The sequence below is a fragment of the Priestia sp. 3CA3 genome, assembly GCF_056836725.1.
In genome coordinates, this window is the sequence record NZ_JBXENJ010000005.1 from 223,333 (window position 1) to 242,881 (window position 19,549).

A 19,549-nucleotide genomic window follows, 5' to 3' on the forward strand; every position below is an offset into this window, starting at 1 on the left:
GTTGGAATAGCGCCAAAGCAGGTGAAGAAAATGTTCACAGGTATTATTGAAGAAATTGGAAAAATAAAACGGATTCAAAAGGCTACAGAAGCAATTGTTCTTACGATTGATGCGAAGACCGTGTTAGAAGATGTGAACTTAGGGGACAGTATTTCAGTTAACGGCGTTTGTTTAACCGTAACAGCTTACTCTCAAAATGAATTTACGGTCGACGTCATGCCGGAGACGATTAAAGCAAGTACCCTGCAGCTTCTAACCGTTGGATCACGTGTTAACTTAGAACGGGCGATGGCTGCAAATGGCCGGTTTGGAGGGCATTTCGTTAGCGGACACGTTGATGGAATTGGAACCATTGTAAGCAAAACACGTAAAGGAAATGCCTTTTATTATGAAATTCAAGTCGACCCTGAACTTCGTGAATTTATGATGTTAAAAGGATCTGTTTCTGTAGACGGAACAAGTCTTACTATTTTTGATGTCAGCAACCAATCATTTACTATTTCTCTTATTCCTCATACGGTGCTTCACACAGTCGTGGGAGACAAACAGCGAGGAGACAAGGTGAATATTGAATGCGACATGTTAGCTAAATATATGCATCAAATGATGACGAATAAGTCAACTCCTGGCGTCTCGAATCGTTCAGGTAATATGAAGGATTTATTGCAGCAGCATGGTTTTACAAATTAACAGTGAGGTGAAAGAGATGTTTCATAAAGTAGAAGAAGCCATTGAAGAGTTAAAAAAGGGAAAAGTGGTTATTGTATGCGACGATGAAGATCGAGAAAATGAAGGAGATTTTATTGCATTAGCCGAAAAAACGACGCCTGAGGTTATTAACTTTATGGCTACTCATGGAAGAGGATTAATTTGTACACCTGTTAATGAAGAAATTGCGCATAAATTGAATCTTCACCCAATGGTAGTGAACAATACGGATGTACATGGAACAGCATTTACAGTAAGTATTGATCATATTTCAAGTACAACAGGTATCAGTGCGTACGAACGTTCTGCTACCGTTATGGCTCTTGTAAATGAAGCAACGGTAGCAAGTGATTTTCAACGACCAGGACACATTTTTCCGTTGATTGCAAAAGACGGGGGCGTTCTGCAGCGTGCGGGTCATACAGAGGCCGCTGTTGATTTAGCCGTGTTAGCAGGAGGAAAGCCTGCGGGTGTTATTTGTGAAATCATGAATGAAGATGGAACAATGGCACGCGTACCGGATTTAACAAAGATTGCAGAGCAATTTGATTTAAAAATGATTACAATAAAAGATTTGATTGCCTACCGCCGCAAACATGACCAGCTGATTAGCCGTGAAGTAGAAGTAAGCTTACCTACGGCATTTGGTGATTTTAAGGCTGTAGGATATACAAATAAACTTGATAATAAAGAACATGTGGCTCTTATCAAAGGTGATATCGATCATAATAGCCCCGTTCTCGTGCGTGTTCACTCCGAGTGTTTGACTGGAGATGTGTTTGGCTCTGAGCGCTGTGACTGCGGTCCTCAGCTTCACGCAGCTCTTACGCAAATTGAAGAAGAAGGACGCGGCATTCTGCTGTATATGCGTCAAGAGGGCAGAGGTATTGGCTTATTAAATAAGCTAAGAGCATATAAGCTGCAGGAAGAAGGATACGATACCGTAGAAGCGAATGAAAAACTCGGGTTTGCTGCGGATTTACGAGAGTATGGAATCGGTGCTCAAATCTTAAAGGACCTTGGAGTCAAACAAATGAAGCTTTTAACGAACAATCCTCGCAAAATTACTGGGCTAAAAGGCTACGACCTTGAAGTGGTAGAGAGAGTGCCTCTTCAAATGCCGGCAGTGGATGCCAATAAAAAATACTTAGATACCAAAGCTAAAAAACTAGGTCATTTATTACATTTATAAGTTTACACTTTTTTTCGTTATAACAAATGAAGCTAATTCATGAAAAGAAATGTAAATAACTATATATTACTACTAGCAGGAGGAACAAGAGATGAATCATTTATATGAAGGAAATTTAGTTGGCACAGGATTAAAAATCGGAATCGTGGTAGGGCGTTTTAATGAATTTATTACAGGGCGTTTACTTAGTGGAGCAGAAGATGCGCTTAAACGTCACGGCGTAGCTGATGAAGATGTAGACGTGGCTTGGGTACCGGGTGCTTATGAAATTCCATTAATCGCTAAAAAATTAGCTGAATCTAAAAAATATGACGCGGTTATTACGCTAGGAACGGTTATTCGAGGAGCTACTCCACACTTTGATTTTGTATGTAATGAAGTAGCAAAAGGCGTTGCATCTCAAAGCTTACAAACAGGCGTACCAATTATCTTTGGTGTATTAACAACTGAAACAATTGAGCAAGCAATTGAACGTGCAGGAACAAAAGCAGGAAACAAAGGATGGGAAGCTGCAGCATCAGCTATCGAAATGGCCAACCTTTCAAAAATGATTGAAGGATAATAGAGGTCATTCCAGTTTTTGTAAGATAAAGAGTTAAAAGAGGCTGAAACAAAAGTATGGTAGTTGAAAGAAGATCCGAACGATGAATCGTTCGGATTTTTTCATGGTTAGGGTTACATTACAACATAGGTTTCCTGTATGTAGGCTTCTAACTGTTGAGTGGAGAGCAGGGCGAAGGCTCCTGTACGGAAAGCGAAGCCTTGCAGGGAAATCACCTGCAGTGCAGCAAGCGATCCATACTATCTCATGTATCCGATTTGTTCGCCTTTAGATTAGATTGATGTAGTATGTCTCAATCTCTTTTGAATAGCAGCTAGCTATGTATAATTTAGCTAAAACGTCTTACTCTAAGTAATAATTAGGTCGTAAAAGGGAGACGTCTATGCCTCATTATACTGCTTTTTTTGCATTGATTATTATCAGCACAGCCGTTTTGCTTACAGTCTTCATACGTAAAAAAGATAAAAAGCTAGTCGTTTTGCTTTTTTTTATCATTGGAATGGCTTATGTACTAGAGTATGTTGTATTTGTGTTGTTTGAAAGTTACGAGTACGATCCTGATTTTATGACCAATGAATATTTTGATAATTTGTTTGGGTCCTTAACTTCTCAAACGTTTGCTTTTCCAATCATGGCTATGGTGGTAGCTGCTTATCAATTAAAATTTCGCTATATTTTAATCATTTCGGCTATGTTTATGGGGATTGAAGAATTATTTTTACACTGGGATATTTATACACATCACTGGTGGAAAACAATTTATACAGGCGTTTTAATGACTATAGGCTTTAGCATTTCAAAGATTTGGTATGTATGGCTAACAGAACGGTATATGACATTTGTGCATTACGCTACATTTTTTCTGGGAATGCTCGCCATTACTTCTACTATTATGTTTCTGCTGTTAGCATACTTTCATAATAATTGGTTTTATACGGGATGGTTTGCGTCGGTTACTCATGATTCCGTAAATGCAACGATGATTTATGTTTGTATTGTTACGATTCTCCTCGTTTGGAGTGTAGTCAAAGAATTTTTTATTGGAGCTGGGATCATTATAGCGGGGCTGCGTATAGTAGATATTTTACTAATTCACTATGGGATTTTACTGGTATCTATTACCACTTCACTTGTTCTTTTTACGCTTTTACAAGCGGGTATATTCATTCTGAGCGTTATGCTTCAACATTTTATTATGAAAAATTGTTATGGGACGAGTAAAAAAGACGTTGCGTTTCCAGCGAAGAACTACTAAGATAATACGTAACTCAAATAGTTTAGTTCAATAATATTTGAAGCAAAGAAAAATGAATTGACGGTTATGCGTATTATTTGTAAGATAGGAAAGCAAATAATAGAAAGCCGAAACAGGGGAGTGAAGGATTCGTGAAAGAGTCCTTTTTTGTAGAAAAGGTACTTAATAATAATGTATTAATTGCTAAACACCTTACCTATGATGAAGTTGTGCTAATTGGGAAAGGAATAGGGTTCAACAAGAAAAAAGGCGATGAAATCGATGCAAAAGCTGTGGAAAAAATGTTTTTGCTAAAGAGTGAAGAAGAGCAAGAACAGTACAAGCAGCTTTTAGCTCAGGTGGATGAAGATGTAATTGAAATGATGAATGATATTGTAACGCATATTCAAAAACGCGTTAATATCCCTTTGAATGAGCATATACACATTTCATTGACAGATCATATCGCCTTTGCGATAAAACGTTTTCAGCAGGGGATGGGTCTTAAAAATCCATTTTTACTTGAAACAAAAGCCTTATATCCAGAGGAATATACAATCGCATCTGAAGTGGTAGAGATCATTAGTCGTAAAATAGGCGTGCAGCTTCCGGTAGGAGAGATTGGTTTTATCGCGCTTCATATCCATAGTGCGCTGACTGAAAAAAACCTGTTAGAAGTGAATCAAGACTCGCAGCTTATTCAAACGATCATTAATGTGATTGAAGAATCGCTTCATCTGCAGGTAGACAAAGAATCTGTACACTATATGAGATTGATTCGTCATTTGCATTTTGCCATTGATCGAGTAAAAACAGGAGAAAAAATAGAAGAACCAAAAAAAATTGCTTTGCTATTGAAAGAAGAATATCCTCTGTGTTACAATGTGTCTTGGAAAGTGATAAAAGTAATGCAGCAAGCGTTACATTTACCTGTGTATGAAGCAGAAGCAGTTTACTTAACGATGCATCTGCAGCGACTTATAACAAAAACGGATTTATAAAATCATTTCAATACGTGTTACTGATACGATCAGGCATGAGTGAGAAATGAAGCGATGTGTAATTGGATGAGTATATCCATTTGTCGTTTCTTTTTCCTCATGCCTTTTTTTGTTATAAGAAAGCGCAATCATTGAAGACTTCGCCTCATAACACCGGGAAATGTAATGAGTTTTCTAGTTAAAGAAAGCGTTTTATGAAAGCGCGTTAATGATTCACGTATCAAATAAATAGCTTGTTGCACACTAAATATATAAAAGGAGGTAAGCGTCATGTTTAAAAAACTTTTTGGAGTATTACAAAAAGTCGGAAAAGCGCTTATGCTACCGGTTGCGATTTTACCGGCAGCAGGGATTTTACTTGGAGTAGGGACAGCGCTTCAAAACCCTACATTGTTGGATGCAGTACCGGCACTTGGTGCAGACTGGGTTCAATTAGTTTCAAATGTTTTGTCGCAGGCGGGTCAAATCGTATTTGACAACTTATCGCTATTGTTTGCCGTTGGTGTTGCCGTTGGTTTAGCCGGTGGTGACGGTGTAGCAGGTATTGCTGCAATCGTAGGTTACTTAATTATGAACAAAACGATGAGCACAATCTTAGTGGCTACAGGACAACTAGATCCTGACAAAATGGGTGCTAATCCAGCTTACACTAGCATCTTAGGAATTCCTACGTTAGCTACGGGTGTATTCGGGGGTATCATAGTAGGTATTTTAGCTTCATCCATGTATAATCGTTATTTCAATATTGAATTACCATCTTACTTAGGGTTCTTTGCAGGAAAACGATTTGTACCAATTATTACTGGGGTATTTTCAATTCTTTTAGGTGTTATTATGATTTTCATTTGGCCGCCAATTCAAAGCGGATTAAATGCTTTCTCTACCAACATGATTGATGCAAACCCAACTTTATCAGCGTTTGTATTTGGATTAATTGAACGTTCATTAATTCCATTTGGACTTCATCACATCTTCTACTCTCCGTTCTGGTTTGAGTTTGGTGATTATGTCAATAAAGCAGGTCAACATATTCATGGTGACCAAAAGATTTTCTTTGCTCAATTAGCAGATGGCGTGCCTTTAACAGCAGGAACATTCCAAGTTGGTAAATTCCCGTTCATGATGTTCGGATTGCCAGCAGCCGCTCTTGCGATTTATCACGAAGCGCGTCCTGAAAACAAAAAATATGTAGCTGGTATCATGGGTTCAGCTGCTTTAACATCTTTCTTAACGGGTATTACAGAGCCGCTTGAGTTCTCGTTCTTATTCGTAGCACCAGTATTATTTGCGATTCACGCAGTATTTGCTGGTTTGTCGTTTATGGTTATGCAATTATTAAATGTTAAAATCGGTATGACATTCTCAGGTGGGGTTATCGATTACGTTCTATTTGGAGTTATGCAAAACCGCACAGCATGGTGGCTAGTTATTCCAGTAGGTTTAGTTCTAGCAGTTATCTACTACTTCGGTTTCCGCTTTGCAATCCGTAAATTTAACTTAAAAACACCGGGTCGTGAAGATAAAGAAGAAGGAGAAGAAGATGTAAAAGTAGAAGCAGCAGAGCTTCCGACAAATATTTTGGCTGCACTTGGCGGTAAAGAAAACATTACACATTTAGATGCTTGTATTACGCGTTTACGTGTTTCAGTAGATGATGTGGGTAACGTTGATAAAAACCGTTTGAAAAAACTTGGAGCAGCTGGTGTTCTTGAAGTTGGTAACAATATTCAAGCTATTTTCGGTCCGAAATCTGACACGTTAAAAGGTCAAATTCAAGACATTATGAATGGCAAAACACCGGTTGTAACAAAAGAAGAGACAAAAACAATTGAAAAACCTGTTGCAACATCTGAAGTAGGAAGCGATAATGGTAATGATATTGTTTCACCGATTGAGGGAGAATTGGTACCTTTATCGGAAGTACCAGATCAGGTATTTTCACAAAAATTAATGGGTGACGGTTTTGCGATTATTCCGAAAACAGGCACAGTAGTTGCACCAGTGGACGGAAAAATAGTAAACTTATTCCCGACGAAACATGCTTTAGGTATTGAATCAACGACTGGACGTGAAATTTTAATTCACGTTGGTATTGATACAGTTAATTTAAAAGGCGAAGGTTTTGAAGCTTTAGTTGCCCAAGGCGATGAAGTGAAAAAAGGACAGCCTCTATTGAAAATTGATTTAGACTTTGTAAAAGAAAATGCGCCATCGACGATTACGCCGATCATTTTCACGAATTTACAAGCTGATGAAAAAATTGATATCTTAAAGCAGGGCCAAGTTTCTCAACAAGAAGCAAATATTATTAACATTTCAAAGTAAAAAGGAGATTGATTTAACATGGCACAAAAAACATTTACAGTAACAGCAGACTCAGGAATTCACGCACGTCCAGCAACAACTTTAGTACAAGCAGCAAGCAAATTTGATTCTGACATCAACTTAGAATTCAACGGTAAAACTGTAAACTTAAAATCAATCATGGGCGTTATGTCTTTAGGTATTCAAAAAGGCGCTACAATCACTATCTCTGCAGAAGGTTCTGACGAAGCAGATGCACTTGCTGCTCTTGAAGATACAATGAGCAAAGAAGGATTAGGCGAATAATGACAAAGGAAATTCAAGGCATTGCCGCTTCTAGCGGCATTGCTATTGCTAAAGCATTTCGTCTAGAAAATCCAGAATTAACCGTTGAAAAAAAATCAGTAACTGAAGTTGAAGCAGAAGTAGCACGTCTAGAAGCTGCGCTAGAAAAATCAAAATCAGAACTTGAAATTATTAGAGAGCACGCTCGTAAAGAACTTGGAGATGACAAAGCAGAAATCTTTGAAGCTCACTTATTAGTTCTAAGCGATCCTGAACTTATTAATCCAATTAAAGATAAAATTACGAATGAAAATGTAAACGCTGAACATGCACTTGATGAAGTAGCGGCAATGTTTATTAATATGTTTGAGTCAATGGACAATGAATATATGAAAGAACGTGCTGCTGATATCCGTGACGTAACAAAACGTGTATTAGCTCATCTTTTAGGTGTAAACGTTTCAAATCCAAGCTTAATCTCAGAAGAAGTTGTCATTATCGCAGAAGATTTAACGCCGTCTGATACAGCACAGTTAAATCGTAAGTTCGTAAAAGGATTTACAACAGATATTGGCGGACGTACTTCTCACTCAGCAATTATGGCGCGTTCAATGGAGATCCCAGCTGTTGTAGGTACAAAAACAGTTATGGAAGACATTCAAAACGGCGTATTAGTAATTGTTGATGGTTTAGATGGCGAAGTTATCGTTGATCCAAGCGAAGAAACAGTAAAAGCTTACGAGAAAAAAGCCGCTGAGTATGCAGAACAAAAAGCTGAGTGGGCTAAGCTTGTAAATGAAAAAACGGTTTCAGCTGATGATCATCACGTTGAACTTGCAGCTAACATTGGTACACCAGAAGATGTAAAAGGCGTATTAGAAAACGGCGGCGAAGGCGTTGGCCTTTATCGTACAGAATTCTTATATATGGGCCGCGAAGATCTTCCGACGGAAGAAGAGCAGTTTACTTCTTATAAAACAGTTCTTGAATGTATGGAAGGCAAACCAGTGGTTGTTCGTACTCTTGACATCGGTGGAGACAAAGAGCTTCCTTATTTAAATCTACCAAAAGAAATGAACCCATTCTTAGGATTCCGTGCTATCCGCTTATGTCTAGAGATGCAAGACATGTTCCGTACACAGCTTCGTGCGCTTCTACGTGCAAGCGTATACGGTAATCTGAAAATTATGTTTCCTATGATTGCTACTGTTGATGAGTTCCGTCAAGCAAAAGCTATTCTTTTAGAAGAAAAAGCAAAACTTCAACAAGAAGGCGTACAAGTTTCGGAAGACATCGAAGTAGGGATGATGGTAGAGATTCCTTCTTCAGCGGTAATCGCAGATTTATTTGCTAAAGAAGTAGATTTCTTCTCTATCGGAACAAACGATTTAATTCAATATACGCTTGCTGCTGACCGCATGAATGAGCGCGTGTCTTATTTATACCAACCGTATAACCCAGCGATTCTTCGCTTAGTGAATATGGTAATCAAAGCGGCTCACAAAGAAGGTAAGTGGGTAGGCATGTGCGGAGAGATGGCAGGAGATGAGATTGCCATTCCAATTCTTTTAGGCTTAGGCTTAGATGAATTCTCAATGAGTGCAACGTCTATTCTGAAAGCTCGTTCTCAAATCCGTCAATTATCAAAAGCTGATATCGAACCTCATTTAGATACAATTCTATCAATGTCTTCTACGGAAGAAGTTATTGAGTTCGTAAAATCAACTTTTCATATTGGATAATAAAAAGGTGTGATCATATATGATCACACCTTTTTTATCTTTTAAGAGAAAATAGTAGGCAAAAGCATATTTGCAAACAGCATTGTAAGAAGTGCTGCTACGATCATGCCAAGGCTAGAAAAAGTGCCTTCAATTTTTCCAAATTCAAAAGCTCTTGCTGTACCTGTCCCATGGGAAGCTACTCCTAAAAGAAGACCTCTTGCTAGAGAAGAATGCAGTGCGAGGAGCTTAATCAGTTTTGGAGCGACCATACATCCTACTACACCGGTTATAATCACAAACATAATGGTAATATTCGGATCTCCTCCTAGCGTCTGAGACACATTAACGGCAATAGGAATCGTAACTGATCTTGGAATCAAGCTATGAACCAGCGTTGATTGTAAATGAAACACTAATGCTAACAGCATGGAAGAAATCATGGCAGCAAACGTTCCGAGCCCTACGCTTAAGCTGATTTCAACACGATGTTTTTTGAGTAAATCAAAGTATTTAAACATAGGAACAGCAAAAGCAACAGTTGCTGGTCCAAGCATAAAGCTAATAGCACTGGCACCTTGCTTATAATGATCATAAGAGCCATTCGTTACTAATAAGATGCCAATTAAAAGAATGGGGGCTAGTAAAATAGGGGAAACTAGCATAGACTTATATTTTTTATAGAGCACTTTTGTGCCGACATAAACGAGCAGTGTAAGCGGAAGAGCAATCCATGTGAGTAATGTCATTTTAGCGAACCTTCCTTTCTTCTTGAAATATGTTCTGCAATGATTCCCGTTACAGACATCACAATAATCGTACTGATTGTGATAATAATCACAATCTGGATTCCAAAATGCATCAATACATCTCCATAATTGATGAGTCCAACGACGGCTGGTATGAAAAATAATAATAGTTCTCCCACTAACAGTGTTCCACCTTGTTCAACCCAGCTTAATTTAATTACTTTAAAGTACAGTAAGAAAAACAGTAAGAAAAATCCGATGATACTACCTGGCACTGGGAGGTCAAACCACTGTGAAATACTTTCTCCTATTAAAAACAGAGCCGTTAGTAATAAAATCTGTAAAATCACCATAATCAGTTTCATGATTAGCCTCCTTTATTTATGTTTTTATTCATTCATTCCTAGTTTGTTGAGACAATAATGGAGTCGTCTATGCTGAAAAGACGACTCCATCATGGGAAAAGAGAAACTATTTGGATTTTGCAAATGGGGATACAACTTAAGTAAATGAATGCTACACACTTATCTTACAAAAAAACGACTATAATATGAAATATATAATAACTATGATAACTATTCTTTTTAGTTATAGTCGCAAGAAATCTCTTTACAAATGCGTTGGTAACCTTTTCAAAAAAGCGTTTGTGAAATATAAGGTGTAATTATTTAATAAAAGGCAATCAAAAAAAGAAATTGTGACATGCCTACATCCATTCAATCTAAAGACGAACCAATGGGATAAATGATTTAGTATGAATGACTTGTTACACCGCCATGAAAAAAATCCGAACGAGTTTGATTCTTGATGGAGAATCAGGCTCGTTCGGATTTTTAATTAAACTACTTTTGTCTCAGCTTTGTTAAACTGTACTTTTAATATAATCAATAAAAGCCTGTGTAGCATAAGAGATATATCGATCTTTTTTAACGATTAAAGCAATTTCCCATGGAATAGCATTCTCGAGATTAATTACTTTCATATGCTCCAAATCAAGCTTTTCACATAATGAATAAGGGAAAAGAGCAATGCCGAGATTAGCAGCTACCAGCTCTCCAATGAAGTCCCACTGAGAGCTTTTAAAAGCAATATTAGGCGTAAATCCATTTTTTAAACATTCGTTATAGACCATTTCATGCATGGTGAAGTCTTCATGAAAGGAAATAAGAGTTTCGTCTTTTAACTCTTTTAATGAAATCGTAGAATGCTGAGCCAACGGATGAGATTTATGCACAACAAGCTGCAGCGTTTCTCGAGCTAAAGGAGTCGTAAAGAACATATTTTCATCAACTGGAAGTAAAACTACCCCCACGTCCACTTCTCCTTGTTCCACAAACTTTTGCATTCTTTTAGCGCCATATTCCACTAATTGAATATCAATCTCAGGGTATTGCTCTCGAAATGCTTTAATAATAGTAGGAAAAAACAATGTACCAATAATAGGGGGAATGCCTATTTTGATGGTTCCTCTTTTTAAATGCATTAAATCATAGAGGGAATCCGATAAATCTCGGAGAGAAGATAAAATGCTTTCAGCTTGCTCGTACACAATTATTCCTGCATCGGTAAGCTGCACTTGTTTGCCAGCGCGATCAAACAAAGGTGTGCCGAGCTCTTCTTCTAATGATTTAACCATTTTACTGAGAGAAGGTTGAGAAATATGCAGCGCTTCAGAAGCTCTTGTGAAATTTTTATGTTTAGCCACTTCTGTTAAGTAATGCAAATGGCGAACATCCATTTTGTATACCTCCGTGTTCATACATGCTAATTAATAAGATACACACATTCTACCACATTCACGATCAGCTCTATACCTTTCTGTCCTATCCAATAAAATGATCAGTAGAAGGGGGAGTGAATACAAAAGAAATTGCCAACAATATATATTTACACATTGTTTATTTTAGAAGTATAATATATAAATCAGTAGAACGGTTACATATCGATCACAGAATCAATCAATAAGGTGGTTAGAACGGTTGAGTAAAGCAGATGAAATAAGAGATATCGTTTATATTAATGGCCATGTAAATAAAAAATGCTTTATTACATATGGAATTGAATTTAAAGAGTTTTATCATTCCCTTCCTACGCCGCTTGCAAATATATTATTGTTAAAGCACGGTTTTGAAGACAGTGATTACCATTACCAAACCCATATGGACTATGTAGAAGAAGAACAAATTCATCTTTTAGCAGAGGATGATGTTTATGATTATGGCGATTTTTGTTGGATTGATTTTGAGGATATATCTTCGTTGGATTTGTTAGAACCTCAAGATATTGCAGCGCTGCTGTATTTAGGTCATTTAAAAAAACCGCTCAATTCGCCATTTAATAATAAACTCGGTAATCAATTTGTTTATTTAGCTCACGATGATGGATTTTATAACAAAATCTATTTTCGAGACGTGTATGATATGAAGCACATTTTAAGTCGAATCATTCCGTTAAAAATGTCAGCAATTAAGCAAAAAAGATTTGTATTTAGAAGGAAGAAGTTAGAATATCCGATTTTGCCGCTCGTGTTAGCAAATACGCTTCTTACTTTAACGAATGACGGTTTGTTTATTGATTTTGAACATATGGTTCAATCCCGTAAAGATATTAAAATTCCTTTGTATACAATCGGTGATTTTGACGATATGAATGAAATGTATAATGATCGGTTTGAGCACAAAGAGATGAGTAAATTGCAGGCGCATCTTGTTCTGACTCATAAAGAACTGGAGTGGAGCATTGAAGAAGTTCAATAATCTAAAAAGAAGTTGAGACATAACGTAATGAATCCAATCAACTGCTAGAAGGAACGAGACAGATAAAACTATATTCACCATCACAAAAAAACGAACCACTAATCAAACATGTTGATTAATGGTTCGTTTTTCACTTGGGCTAAAATGCTTTTGTCCCAGCCTCTTTTTGAATAGACGTATAAAATGGATTTTTCCATTCCATTAGTACGGCGTAGTTGTGTGAATCTTCATCTTCAATATAATTTGCTGCGAGGCCAATAGGCGTTCTGCCACAGCGCATCAAAAAGGTCATAACGGGGTCGTAGAGAGTTCCGGCTGATACAAGGTTCATATATTCAACGGGCGTGTACAAGGAAGACACTGGTGCGTATCCAGGGATGCGGCACCCGCCGAGCAGCCTTTCTAACTTGTAATGAATCACCACTTCATATAAAGACTGCAACAGCAGCTTCCCAAGCCCCATTGATCGATGCGAAGGAGTGACGCACACGTCCACTACATAAAGCGTATTACCAGAAGGGTCGTGCGTATGAATATATCCGCTTCCTGTTACTTCATCCCATGTGTGAGCCGCATTTCCTTCCACTGAAACAATCGCGCTTGTGATAGATCCGCATATTGTCCCGTCTATCTCCACACATAGCGCTCCATCCGGAAAAAGGGAAACATGGTTATTTAACTGATCTTTACTCCATAATAATTCAGAAGGGAAAGGAGGGGGAAAACTTTCTTCTTGAATCCGAATCAACTCATCAAAATCATTCGATGTATATGATCGTACCGTACATATTACAGGCTTATTTTGATGAAAGACAAAGCATTGCTTTTTATACACTGCTTTTTTGCCTCCTTTAAGAAATAATTTTCAGATAATTATACCATATGGAAAAAAGAAATTATTTCATATTTATTGAAGAATTTGACGAGAACGTGATAAAGTTAAAAAGATTCGAACTATTAGACGAGGTGAAAGAAATGGATGTTGAATTAAAAGGAAAAACAGCGCTTGTATTTGCAGCCAGCCAAGGGCTTGGCAAAGCGATTGCTGCTAGACTCGCAGAAGAAGGCGCAAACGTTATGATTGCAAGTCGTTCAGAAGAGAAACTAGCCCAAGTAGCAGAAGAGATTTCATACCTTGGAAGCGGACAAGTGTTACATAAAACGGCAGACGTTACAAAAACAGAGGACATTCAAGATGTTATTCAATATACAGTAGATACGTTTGGAACTATTGATATTTTAATTAATAATACAGGAGGTCCTAAAGCTGGGAACTTCCTTTCGTTAACAGATGATGATTGGAAGCAGGCATTTGAGTTAAATCTCCTCAGCTATATTCGTATTATTCGTGAGGTAGTGCCCTTTATGAAAAAGAGCGGAGGACGTATTGTCAATATTGCTTCTTCTTCCATTAAAGAGCCAATTGCTGGACTTATTCTGTCAAATACCTTCCGTACAGGAATCGTGGGACTTACGAAAACACTTGCTTCAGAACTAGCAGAGGACGGTATCTTAATTAACACGGTTGCGCCAGGAAGAATTGCAACAGACCGAGTGAAAGAGCTAGATACCATTCGTGCTGAAAAAATGGGAGTAGACGTTTTAGAAGTTGAAGAAGAGATGAGAAACCAAATTCCTCTTAAGCGCTACGGTCAGCCTGAAGAGTTTGCTAAAGCCGTTGCTTTCTTTGTTTCGGGAGCGAATTCATATATGACAGGCCAGTCGTTTCTAATCGACGGAGGCATGGTGAAATCCATTTAGTTACATAGAAAAACCCTGCAGCTGCAGGGTTTTTTGTTAAATCCAAGTTGTAACTTGATCTAATGGTAAACGATCGCTAGCATGTGCTTCTTTAGCTGCTTTTCCAACTGAAATAAGCATAACTGGAATGTATCGATCCTCAATTTTAAACTCTTCTACAAATTTTTGTGCGTTAAATCCGCCCATTGAACATGTGTCATATCCTTTTGCTTTTGCTGCAAGCATGAATGTCATAGATGCAAGCGAAGCATTTGTAAACGCGGCATCGCGGGCGAAAGCACCGTTTTTATAAGCGCCGTTAATTTGTCCTGACAAAATGTTTTTTACGTCTTCTGTCATGTGACCTGCTTCGACTAGTGGGTTGTACACGTCATCTACATTTTTATTGGCTTCTAAATCACCTAACACAGCTACTACAGCGCCTGCTTCTGTAATTTGTTTTTGGTTGTAAGCAATTGGAAGTAGACGTTCTTTCGCATCTTGGTCTGTAATAACAACGAAATGCCAGTGCTGTAAGTTCCAAGCTGATGGTGACTTCACTGTTGCTTCTAAAAGTTCCGTTAATTCTTCTTTGCTTAATTTAGCTGAAGAGTCATATTCTCGAATCGATGTACGTTCATTTACCACATCAAAAAAATCTTTTGTCATAATAAAAACCTCCGTTAAAAGTATGTATTTCTTTAGTGAATCGATGCACATTTTATAATGATACACTATTGAAGTCAATTTATATGCTTCTAGTATACCCGCTCTTATGTGCTATCACTCACAAAAAAATGCATACACTTCTTACCATCGGTTTAACGTGATTGACGAGATGTAAGATAAGCTTCAATTCGATCACAGGCTTCACGCAGCGTGTTCATGGAATACGCATACGACAGGCGTACATATCCTTCACCGTGGGAAGAAAAAGCGCTGCCGGGTACTAGTGCAACACCCGCTTCTTTGACTAACTCCAGGGCAAAATCAAATGAATTACTGTGGAAGTTCTGGATAGAAGGGAAGATATAAAAAGCACCAGTCGGCTTTTCTACGTCAAATCCCATGTTCACTAGTCGGTCATACACATAATTCAGTCTTTGTTCGTATTCTTTTTTCATATCCACCGCATCGTTTTTACCTGCTGTCAGTGCCTCGAGTGCAGCTGCTTGAGAGACAGAAGAAGCACAGCTCACGTTGTATTGATGAACTTTTAAAATATGTTTGGCTAAATAAGAAGGAGCAAATAAAAGACCAATTCGCCAGCCCGTCATGGAGTGAGACTTTGATACTCCGTTAATAACAATTGTTTTCTCTCTCATAGATGAAATGGAGGCAATGGACTGATGTTTTTTATCAAAAACGAGCTCGCTGTATATTTCATCAGATAGTACAAAAATATTTTTATCGCTTAAAAGAGCGGAAATTTCTTCTAATTCTTGCTGTGACAACGTCACACCTGTAGGATTAGACGGATAAGGTAAGATGACGCATCTTGTTTTAGAGGTCAAATGTTGTTCGATTAAATCCGCAGTTAGTCGAAATCCTGTTTCGGTTGTATCAATATGTACAGGTTTAGCCCCGTTTAACCGGATAAGCGGTTCGTATCCTGGATAAACAGGTCCAGGCAAGATAACTTCGGAATCTTCTTCTAAAATGGTGCGAAGAGCAATATCAATTGCTTGACTAGCTCCAATGGTCACAATTACTTCATCCGCTGGGTTATAGTGCAAGTCATATTTTTCTTTGACAAATTGAGCTGCTGCCTCGCGCAGTTCGATTGTTCCAGCATTGTGGGTATAAGAAGTTTGGTTACCATCAATTGCAGATTTTGCCGCTTCTTTTACATGCTGTGGTGTTAAGAAGTCAGGTTGTCCAATTGTGAGGGATAAAACATCTTGGTATTGTGAGACCATATTATAAAATGTACGTATTCCTGATAGTTCAATTTCTTTGACACGTTTATTGATTAAGTGCTCCATGGTTTCAAATCCTTCCGCGTATTTTCAACTCATTTTATCACAATGAAAATAGGTAAAAAACCACTATTTGCGCATTTTGCAAATAGTGGTTTTAAGTTAGGTGTTATATAGCTTATTATAAGCAGTTGTTAGTTCATAAAATTGTTCTTCATCTCTGTTATCTAACGCATCGTCGATAAGAGATTTCAAATGCTGTTTATTAAAGTTTGTACTCATAGTCGTTAAAATACGATCAGCTTCTTTTGCGTAATAGTGTTGGTAAGGTGTGTACTGAGATGAGTGAGGATAGTGATTCATATTTTTTCGATAAGAACTCATAACATAAACCTCCTTTTTTAAAATAAAACGCAGCTTCTATTACTTGAAATGTACCCTTTCTATATAGTTGTTAACCCTGTTTTTAACTGCGAATGTGCTAAGGTATGTGTTAGGAAATCAGAGGTTCCTTGCTTCACGTTCAATTCTAGATTCAAAAAAATAAGTGTATAAAAAGACCTGCATATATATGCAGGTCTTGTATATTAGTCAGTGTGTATTTGGCCTTCACGCCAATAAACGGGGGAAACGTAGCCAAAATCAACTTCATGATCGTCCAATGTGACAACGCAGTGATCAGAGCCTTCTTGTTCTTTAATATCTTGATATACAGCTTCTTCTACGTTTTCAATAATGGTCATTTCATTATCGTCATTAAAAAGAATGACGGAGCCTTTCATATTACGAACACCTTCTTTTAAGATTATTCATTCACTTTGTGTAGTATAAACCGTTTTGGCTGTAGAGTCCACAGCTATCTTCGATTTCTTGTTAAAAATTTGTGAACAGGCTTTTAGGAATGAATAAGAAACCCTCTAAATAGAAGAGTAACCGACTTGTCTATTCTTTCTTGAAGGGTAGCAGAGTCGGGTTGGTTAGTACACCAGTAGAGAAGGGTGCCAAAAAAATTAAGTATAGCAATAGAAGCCATTTCTTCCGCAGGGATATCGACTATAAGTTCACCACGGTCTTGTCCTGTTTGAAAAACTTTTGTAAAATGAGCGCGCATTTTTTCAATTTGAAGAATTTCAGATTGTTGAAAGGAACTGTTGGTAATAGCAATATGAAACCAAGAACGGATTAGGTGAGGGTTCGCTTCTTCGTTTGATTGTGCTAGTAATAAAAACAGTTGTTTAACAATGGCAGCAGTTGATTCTTCGGTTTGAAGGAGCTGTTCTAATTTATAGGAGATACGGTTTGTGAAATTAATTCCAAGGTAGTGAAGAACTTCTTCTTTTGTTTTGAAGTAATTAAAAAATGTTCCCTTTGCTACACCCGCTTCATGCGTAATTTGAGACACAGTCGTTTTTTGATATCCCTGCTGTTGGAATAAAGAGATAGCTGCTTTTTGAATGCGTTTTTTTGTTTCTTCTTTTTGTAATCCTCTGTTCATAAATTACACCTCATTTGAATAGGAGTGGTCGTTTGACTCAAGTTCATAAGCTAGTATAGAGAAGTAAAGTAGAGCAAGTAAAAAACTGAGCAGAGGATAAGACGAAAGGGATCAACGCTCATGTTTTTATATAGTATATAATATTCTGTTAATTCGTAAAACAATATTTTATGTATATGTTTTAGGGAAAAAGGATAATAAAATAAGAAAATTTTTCTTTACGGATATAAGAGGCGGTCACTATAATAGGAAATATGAACTATTAGATAAGCGGGTGAGATGAGAGGAGTAAGTGATATGAATCAAGATAAAGGAATACTGTTAGAAAGTGGTACAAACGAACTGGAAATTGTCGAATTTGAGATAGGAAATGTTTTATTTGGCATCAATGTAGTAAAAGTTAGAGAGATTATTAATCCTGTATCTATTACACCTGTTCCAAATGCGCATTCTTACATAGAAGGTATTATAGAGCTAAGAGGAGAAGTTCTTCCTGTCGTTGACATAGCAAAAGCGTTAAAAATGGAACCTTCAAATACGCCGGAAAAAGATAAGTTAATCGTCACAGAGTTCAATCAGCAAAAAATAGTCTTTCACACACACGCAGTAACGCAAATTCACCGTATTTCTTGGAAAGAAATTGAGAAGCCTTCAGATTTGTATCAAGGTTTGGAAACGCAGATTACTGGAGTGGTAAAATTAAACGGGCAAATGCTTCTGCTGTTAGACTTCGAAAAGTTGATTTCTGATGTGAACCCTGATGCGGGTATTAATCAGTCGAAAATAAAAAAGCTAGGGGCTAGAGAACGTTCTAATAAAAAGATTGTCGTGGCTGAAGACTCGCCGCTGCTGCGCCGAATGATTGAAGATACTCTTGCACAAGCAGGTTATGAGAACACGGAATTTTTCGAGAACGGTGAGGAAGCATGGAACTATCTAAGCTCGGTGATCGATAAAGGAGTGGAAATCAGTGATCAAGTCCAGCTGCTTATTACAGATATAGAAATGCCGCAAATGGATGGCCATCATTTAACTAAAAAAGTGAAAGAAAATCCTCAGCTTTCTATCCTTCCAGTTATTATTTTCTCTTCTCTTATCACAGAAGATTTACGTCACAAGGGAAAAATGGTAGGAGCGGAAGGACAAGTAAGTAAGCCGGAAATCGGAGAGCTTGTTGAGTTGATTGATCTCTATATTTTGTAGGAAGACAAAAAAGTGCCTGAAAGCAGATTGCTCCACTTCAGGCACTTTTTTTAAAAATAACTTTTACCCAGCGGTTTAAACACAGGTGCTTGCCGTTTTCTTGGAGTCGAAACAGGGCTTTTAGCCGGCTGTACGAGATGACCCGTATATTTAGATAATAAGCGCTTCGCATAAGATAATGACATAGTCGTTTTGGGATTTCGATACTGATGGTTTAAATGGCCGAGGTGTGATAACTCTTTGAAGTCTTCTTTCTTTGGAGGCATATGGAAAAAGTAGTCTCCAACTGATACAAGTACATCTGATTTTTGCTGACTTTTACCAGGGTTTGGCGAAAAGTGAAGTCCTTCTTTTTTTGCTTTTCCTTCTAAAATTAGTTGATCTAATGCAATTTTCTTTAACGTATATAACTGCTTAGGATCAGGAGCAGCTTTTGCGTGACGATTTACAGTGAAAATAGCTTGTGCAATCTCAGATACAGACGGGGTCAAAGAGCCTTGTCCATTTGCTTGAGACATACGTTCACTCCCTTTCTATCATATCAGCTGTTCAACCTATAAGGTGAAAGCTGATACGTTCATTATAGCGTGTCTTGTCCCATTTGAAAATAATTACACGAAGAAGTATTTTGGTAATTAATGAAATTTCCTATGTATAGGGTTTGTTTTGTTACGCTTCCT

Annotated in this window: 21 protein-coding genes; 11 read left to right on the plus strand and 10 right to left on the minus strand. The window is 37.6% G+C overall.

Translation table 11 applies throughout. The annotated features are described in order from the left end of the window. Window positions 1-30 precede the first annotated feature (30 nt). From ribE to ptsP, 8 genes are all read left to right on the plus strand, one after another. Window positions 31-690: a riboflavin synthase gene (gene ribE, locus AC1VNJ_RS15275; protein WP_482641023.1), complete on the plus strand. Its 660-nt coding sequence runs from the start codon at window positions 31-33 to the stop codon at window positions 688-690. A gap of 16 nt (window positions 691-706) precedes the next feature. Further along, window positions 707-1,900: a bifunctional 3,4-dihydroxy-2-butanone-4-phosphate synthase/GTP cyclohydrolase II gene (locus AC1VNJ_RS15280; RefSeq protein WP_028414135.1), complete on the plus strand. Its 1,194-nt coding sequence runs from the start codon at window positions 707-709 to the stop codon at window positions 1,898-1,900. 91 nt (window positions 1,901-1,991) lie between these two features. Continuing rightward, window positions 1,992-2,462, plus strand: coding sequence for a 6,7-dimethyl-8-ribityllumazine synthase (gene ribH, locus AC1VNJ_RS15285; RefSeq protein ID WP_013056007.1), 471 nt, complete (start codon window positions 1,992-1,994; stop codon window positions 2,460-2,462). 382 nt (window positions 2,463-2,844) lie between these two features. After that, window positions 2,845-3,717, plus strand: coding sequence for a hypothetical protein (locus AC1VNJ_RS15290; RefSeq protein ID WP_033578393.1), 873 nt, complete (start codon window positions 2,845-2,847; stop codon window positions 3,715-3,717). A 131-nt stretch (window positions 3,718-3,848) separates the two neighbouring features. Then, the gene (gene glcT, locus AC1VNJ_RS15295; protein ID WP_013056009.1) at window positions 3,849-4,697 is read left to right on the plus strand and encodes a glucose PTS transporter transcription antiterminator GlcT; all 849 of its coding nucleotides are present in this window, start codon (window positions 3,849-3,851) and stop codon (window positions 4,695-4,697) included. Between the two features lie 270 nt (window positions 4,698-4,967). Beyond that, the gene (gene ptsG / locus AC1VNJ_RS15300) at window positions 4,968-7,022 is read left to right on the plus strand and encodes a glucose-specific PTS transporter subunit IIBC (RefSeq protein ID WP_028414132.1); all 2,055 of its coding nucleotides are present in this window, start codon (window positions 4,968-4,970) and stop codon (window positions 7,020-7,022) included. A gap of 18 nt (window positions 7,023-7,040) precedes the next feature. Beyond that, on the plus strand, window positions 7,041-7,307 hold the full coding sequence (locus AC1VNJ_RS15305; RefSeq protein ID WP_013056011.1) for a phosphocarrier protein HPr: 267 nt from the start codon (window positions 7,041-7,043) through the stop codon (window positions 7,305-7,307). Further along, the gene (gene ptsP, locus AC1VNJ_RS15310) at window positions 7,307-9,028 is read left to right on the plus strand and encodes a phosphoenolpyruvate--protein phosphotransferase (protein WP_482641024.1); all 1,722 of its coding nucleotides are present in this window, start codon (window positions 7,307-7,309) and stop codon (window positions 9,026-9,028) included. The genes AC1VNJ_RS15305 and ptsP overlap by 1 nt, the downstream gene beginning before the upstream one ends. Window positions 9,029-9,069: 41 nt before the next feature. Here the strand turns inward: ptsP and AC1VNJ_RS15315 are convergent, their stop codons facing one another. The 3 genes from AC1VNJ_RS15315 to AC1VNJ_RS15325 form a co-directional block, all read right to left on the minus strand. After that, window positions 9,070-9,756, minus strand: coding sequence for an LrgB family protein (locus tag AC1VNJ_RS15315; RefSeq protein ID WP_033578394.1), 687 nt, complete (start codon window positions 9,754-9,756; stop codon window positions 9,070-9,072). Next, window positions 9,753-10,121, minus strand: a complete 369-nt coding sequence (locus AC1VNJ_RS15320) for a CidA/LrgA family holin-like protein (RefSeq protein ID WP_014461029.1) — start codon at window positions 10,119-10,121, stop codon at window positions 9,753-9,755. Before AC1VNJ_RS15320 ends, AC1VNJ_RS15315 begins: the two co-directional genes overlap by 4 nt. A gap of 497 nt (window positions 10,122-10,618) precedes the next feature. Next, window positions 10,619-11,494 carry a LysR family transcriptional regulator gene (locus AC1VNJ_RS15325; protein ID WP_033578395.1) on the minus strand — a complete coding sequence of 292 codons (876 nt, stop codon included), beginning with the start codon at window positions 11,492-11,494 and terminating at the stop codon, window positions 10,619-10,621. A gap of 241 nt (window positions 11,495-11,735) precedes the next feature. Between AC1VNJ_RS15325 and AC1VNJ_RS15330 the strand changes: the two genes are divergently transcribed. Beyond that, the gene (locus AC1VNJ_RS15330) at window positions 11,736-12,512 is read left to right on the plus strand and encodes a hypothetical protein (RefSeq protein WP_047751395.1); all 777 of its coding nucleotides are present in this window, start codon (window positions 11,736-11,738) and stop codon (window positions 12,510-12,512) included. Window positions 12,513-12,651: 139 nt separating this feature from the next. Here AC1VNJ_RS15330 and AC1VNJ_RS15335 read toward each other — a convergent pair whose 3' ends face one another. Continuing rightward, window positions 12,652-13,347 carry a GNAT family N-acetyltransferase gene (locus AC1VNJ_RS15335; protein WP_033578397.1) on the minus strand — a complete coding sequence of 232 codons (696 nt, stop codon included), beginning with the start codon at window positions 13,345-13,347 and terminating at the stop codon, window positions 12,652-12,654. Window positions 13,348-13,487: 140 nt separating this feature from the next. On the opposite strand from AC1VNJ_RS15335, the gene AC1VNJ_RS15340 reads away from it, so the two are divergent. Next, window positions 13,488-14,273, plus strand: a complete 786-nt coding sequence (locus tag AC1VNJ_RS15340; RefSeq protein WP_028414127.1) for an SDR family oxidoreductase — start codon at window positions 13,488-13,490, stop codon at window positions 14,271-14,273. A gap of 36 nt (window positions 14,274-14,309) precedes the next feature. Here AC1VNJ_RS15340 and AC1VNJ_RS15345 read toward each other — a convergent pair whose 3' ends face one another. From AC1VNJ_RS15345 to AC1VNJ_RS15365, 5 genes are all read right to left on the minus strand, one after another. Continuing rightward, complete coding sequence (locus AC1VNJ_RS15345; RefSeq protein WP_014461024.1) at window positions 14,310-14,921, minus strand: nitroreductase family protein; 612 nt, start codon at window positions 14,919-14,921, stop codon at window positions 14,310-14,312. A gap of 152 nt (window positions 14,922-15,073) precedes the next feature. Next, window positions 15,074-16,237, minus strand: a complete 1,164-nt coding sequence (locus tag AC1VNJ_RS15350) for an aminotransferase A (RefSeq protein WP_033578399.1) — start codon at window positions 16,235-16,237, stop codon at window positions 15,074-15,076. A gap of 96 nt (window positions 16,238-16,333) precedes the next feature. Continuing rightward, on the minus strand, window positions 16,334-16,555 hold the full coding sequence (locus AC1VNJ_RS15355) for an IDEAL domain-containing protein (RefSeq protein WP_013056021.1): 222 nt from the start codon (window positions 16,553-16,555) through the stop codon (window positions 16,334-16,336). Window positions 16,556-16,758: 203 nt separating this feature from the next. After that, window positions 16,759-16,953, minus strand: coding sequence for a hypothetical protein (locus AC1VNJ_RS15360; protein ID WP_013056022.1), 195 nt, complete (start codon window positions 16,951-16,953; stop codon window positions 16,759-16,761). Window positions 16,954-17,066: 113 nt separating this feature from the next. Continuing rightward, the gene (locus AC1VNJ_RS15365) at window positions 17,067-17,666 is read right to left on the minus strand and encodes a TetR/AcrR family transcriptional regulator (RefSeq protein ID WP_013082269.1); all 600 of its coding nucleotides are present in this window, start codon (window positions 17,664-17,666) and stop codon (window positions 17,067-17,069) included. Between the two features lie 297 nt (window positions 17,667-17,963). Here AC1VNJ_RS15365 and AC1VNJ_RS15370 point away from each other — a divergent pair, with 297 nt between their 5' ends. After that, the gene (locus AC1VNJ_RS15370; protein WP_033578400.1) at window positions 17,964-18,869 is read left to right on the plus strand and encodes a chemotaxis protein; all 906 of its coding nucleotides are present in this window, start codon (window positions 17,964-17,966) and stop codon (window positions 18,867-18,869) included. Between the two features lie 50 nt (window positions 18,870-18,919). Here AC1VNJ_RS15370 and AC1VNJ_RS15375 read toward each other — a convergent pair whose 3' ends face one another. Continuing rightward, window positions 18,920-19,387 (minus strand): YkyB family protein, encoded by a 468-nt coding sequence (locus AC1VNJ_RS15375; protein ID WP_013056025.1) that lies wholly within the window; start codon window positions 19,385-19,387, stop codon window positions 18,920-18,922. Window positions 19,388-19,549: the final 162 nt, after the last annotated feature.

Excerpts from the sequence above, each read along its gene's own strand:
- ribE (WP_482641023.1), top strand. The coding sequence starts at position 31 with ATGTTCACAGGTATTATTGAAGAAATTGGAAAAATAAAACGGATTCAA.
- AC1VNJ_RS15280 (WP_028414135.1), top strand. The coding sequence starts at position 707 with ATGTTTCATAAAGTAGAAGAAGCCATTGAAGAGTTAAAAAAGGGAAAA.
- ribH (WP_013056007.1), top strand. The coding sequence starts at position 1,992 with ATGAATCATTTATATGAAGGAAATTTAGTTGGCACAGGATTAAAAATC.
- AC1VNJ_RS15290 (WP_033578393.1), top strand. The coding sequence starts at position 2,845 with ATGCCTCATTATACTGCTTTTTTTGCATTGATTATTATCAGCACAGCC.
- ptsG (WP_028414132.1), top strand. The coding sequence starts at position 4,968 with ATGTTTAAAAAACTTTTTGGAGTATTACAAAAAGTCGGAAAAGCGCTT.
- AC1VNJ_RS15305 (WP_013056011.1), top strand. The coding sequence starts at position 7,041 with ATGGCACAAAAAACATTTACAGTAACAGCAGACTCAGGAATTCACGCA.
- ptsP (WP_482641024.1), top strand. The coding sequence starts at position 7,307 with ATGACAAAGGAAATTCAAGGCATTGCCGCTTCTAGCGGCATTGCTATT.
- AC1VNJ_RS15315 (WP_033578394.1), bottom strand. The coding sequence starts at position 9,756 with ATGACATTACTCACATGGATTGCTCTTCCGCTTACACTGCTCGTTTAT.
- AC1VNJ_RS15320 (WP_014461029.1), bottom strand. The coding sequence starts at position 10,121 with ATGAAACTGATTATGGTGATTTTACAGATTTTATTACTAACGGCTCTG.
- AC1VNJ_RS15325 (WP_033578395.1), bottom strand. The coding sequence starts at position 11,494 with ATGGATGTTCGCCATTTGCATTACTTAACAGAAGTGGCTAAACATAAA.
- AC1VNJ_RS15340 (WP_028414127.1), top strand. The coding sequence starts at position 13,488 with ATGGATGTTGAATTAAAAGGAAAAACAGCGCTTGTATTTGCAGCCAGC.
- AC1VNJ_RS15345 (WP_014461024.1), bottom strand. The coding sequence starts at position 14,921 with ATGACAAAAGATTTTTTTGATGTGGTAAATGAACGTACATCGATTCGA.
- AC1VNJ_RS15350 (WP_033578399.1), bottom strand. The coding sequence starts at position 16,237 with ATGGAGCACTTAATCAATAAACGTGTCAAAGAAATTGAACTATCAGGA.
- AC1VNJ_RS15355 (WP_013056021.1), bottom strand. The coding sequence starts at position 16,555 with ATGAGTTCTTATCGAAAAAATATGAATCACTATCCTCACTCATCTCAG.
- AC1VNJ_RS15360 (WP_013056022.1), bottom strand. The coding sequence starts at position 16,953 with ATGAAAGGCTCCGTCATTCTTTTTAATGACGATAATGAAATGACCATT.
- AC1VNJ_RS15365 (WP_013082269.1), bottom strand. The coding sequence starts at position 17,666 with ATGAACAGAGGATTACAAAAAGAAGAAACAAAAAAACGCATTCAAAAA.
- AC1VNJ_RS15370 (WP_033578400.1), top strand. The coding sequence starts at position 17,964 with ATGAATCAAGATAAAGGAATACTGTTAGAAAGTGGTACAAACGAACTG.
- AC1VNJ_RS15375 (WP_013056025.1), bottom strand. The coding sequence starts at position 19,387 with ATGTCTCAAGCAAATGGACAAGGCTCTTTGACCCCGTCTGTATCTGAG.